2 protein-coding genes are annotated in these 2,440 nt (G+C 67.6%); both read left to right on the forward strand.

Annotation, left to right across the window (positions count from 1 at the left end):
* A partial coding sequence (locus tag G6048_RS47795) for an ATP-binding protein (RefSeq protein WP_206343032.1) occupies positions 1 to 1,490 on the forward strand: 1,490 nt, incomplete at its 5' end.
* 126 nt (positions 1,491 to 1,616) lie between these two features.
* Positions 1,617 to 2,440, forward strand: an 824-nt coding sequence (locus G6048_RS47800) for a hypothetical protein (protein ID WP_328829138.1), incomplete at its 3' end; no start/stop codon positions are given.

A 2,440-nucleotide genomic window follows, 5' to 3' on the forward strand; every position in this document is an offset into this window, starting at 1 on the left:
CCCCCGCTCCCATCCCCAAGCCTGCCCCCGTCTTCGACCGGACCCACGAATGGGATGAGCTCGCTCGTTTCTGTACCGATCCAGCCGCCGGCCTGCGCATTGGGGTCGTACGAGGACGGCGTCGGCGCGGTAAGTCCTTTCTGCTGAAGCACCTTTGCCGGGCCGTCGACGGTGTCTACACGCTCGCTTTGCAGCAGAGCCGGGCCATGGCGCTGGATCGGTTCGCGGACAGTCTTTCCCAGGGGGTCGGGTTCCGCGTCGGGCGCTTCGAATCGTGGGTGGAGGCCCTGGATACCGCGGCCGATATCCTTACGAGCCGTCGCGGGCAGGCGGTGCCTCCGCTGCTTGTTCTCGATGAGTTTCCGTACCTCGTCGCGCACTCCTCGGAGCTGCCGTCCGCCCTCCAGGCCCTTTACGACCAGCGCGGGCCGTCGTCCGGGAAGCCGGCCCTGCGGATCATCCTCTGCGGCTCGGCGATCTCCACCATGTCGACCCTGCTCGCCGGGGACCAGGCGCTGCGTGGGCGGGCCGTGATCGATATGCGCATCGGGCCCTTCGGCCTTCGTGACGCGGCGGAGTACTGGCGGGTCAGTGATCCGGAGACGGCTTTCCTCGTCGATGCCGTGCTCGGGGGAGCCGCCGGATACCGCGATGTCGTCGGTGATCCGCCTGGTCCAGGGGACGAGGAGTTCTACGCGTGGCTGGCGCGCAGCGTGTTCAACCCGTCCCACATTCTCTTCACCGAGCCCGAGTATCTGCTGGCCGAGGATCCGCGTATAAGCGATCGCGCCACCTACCACGCCATCTGGGAGGCCGTGTCGTCCGGTGCCGCCACGCCGACCCAGATCGGGGGGCTGGTCGGTATGGACGCCAAGTCGCTGACGTACCACCTCAACATCATGAAGGCCGCCGCATTCATTCGGTACGAGCAGGATCTGCTGCTCCAGCGCAAGCCCTTGATCACCGTGGCCGACCCCATCGTCCGCTTCCATGACCTGATCGTGCGGCCGAATCTCGTCGACTTCGAGATGCGTGAAGGCCGGGCTGCCTGGGAGCGGTCGCGGGAGACGTTCTCTTCGAAGGTGCTCGGGCCCCACTTCGAGGACCTGACCCGGCAGTGGACTCTTCGGTACGGGCGTGAGCGCGGCCTCGACGACATCGGTCAGGTCGGCACCACGACCGTCGCGTGCCGTGAACACAGGGGACATGAGGTCGACGTGGTGGCGCTCAGCCGGGCCTCCCGGCCGCGCGACAAGCGGGCCCGCATCAATCTCCTAGGCGAGGCCAAGGCTACGAACAAGCCTCGAACGGCCGCCGATCTGCGCCGACTTGAGCACATCCGGGATCTGTTGTGTGCGCAGGGCTGGGATGCCAAGGATTGCGTCCTCGCCGTGTACGTGCGGAGTGAACCCGCCGCCGATCTGGTCGAGGCGGCTCGGGCGGGGCGCGTACTGCTCCTGGGGATGCGGGATCTTTACGGCTGCGCGTGAGCCTCTCCGGGCACGCTACGAAGCCTTCCCGTACCAGCCCCCAGCCGCCCCTGTGCCCCAACTCCCGTGGCCTATAGGGTGCGAGTGCAAATGGAGCGTCATTGATGGGTACGGGGAAGGGTTGGCGTGAGTCAGCGGCAGTTGCAGAAGATGTTCCGGCTCATGGCCAGTGGGGAGCCTGTTGAGCTCAGCAGTGGCATGGCGTCCGTGAAGAAGCTGGCTCGGCTTGCCTTCATCGCGGAGCAGTTCGGGTATCAGTACGCCGACGTGCGGCAGGCCGGGAACAACGGCCTGAGGATGCTCATAGTGCCCGATCCCAGTCCGCAGGCGCAGACTCGGGCCGCGCAGAACTGGGCCCAGTATCCGCAAGCCGGGGACGGGAAGTCGCTGCCGCCCTTCGTGCCTGATGCGCTGGAGTTGCTGAAGGCCCGGATCAACTTCGATCTCACCGGCAAGAGCGCCGAGAAGCGGATGGGGTTCGGGGCCGTCGGGATCACGGTCGGCATGGCCATCGGGGTCGCTCGGTCCAGTGGGGACGGGGTGGTCTTCGTCATAGGGATGTGGGTGCTCCTCATGGCGATCCTGGTCGTCGGGTTCGTCGTCACGCGGAAGCGGAACGCCAAGTTCGCGGCGCGGCTGCAGGCCGCCGGGTTCGCGCCCGTTGCGGATGAGACGGGGAGGGTGCGGTATCTGTCTCCGGGGTCGCAGCTTCCGGGGCATGGGAATCCGTTCGCCGGCCAGCCGCAGATGCAGGGGCAGTCGGGGCAACCGGGGCAGGGCAATCCGTTCGCCGGTCAGCAGCCCGCCTCCGGGCCCTACCAGCAGCAGTCCCACCAGCCGCAGCAGCCGTACGCGCCTCAGCAGCCCTACGCACCTCAGCAGCCCTACGCACCTCAGCAGCCGTACGCGGCTCCGCAGGCGCACGCCCCCGCCCCGGGACCGTACGGCGG

The organism is Streptomyces ureilyticus, from assembly GCF_011045025.1.
GTDB lineage: Bacteria > Actinomycetota > Actinomycetes > Streptomycetales > Streptomycetaceae > Streptomyces > Streptomyces ureilyticus.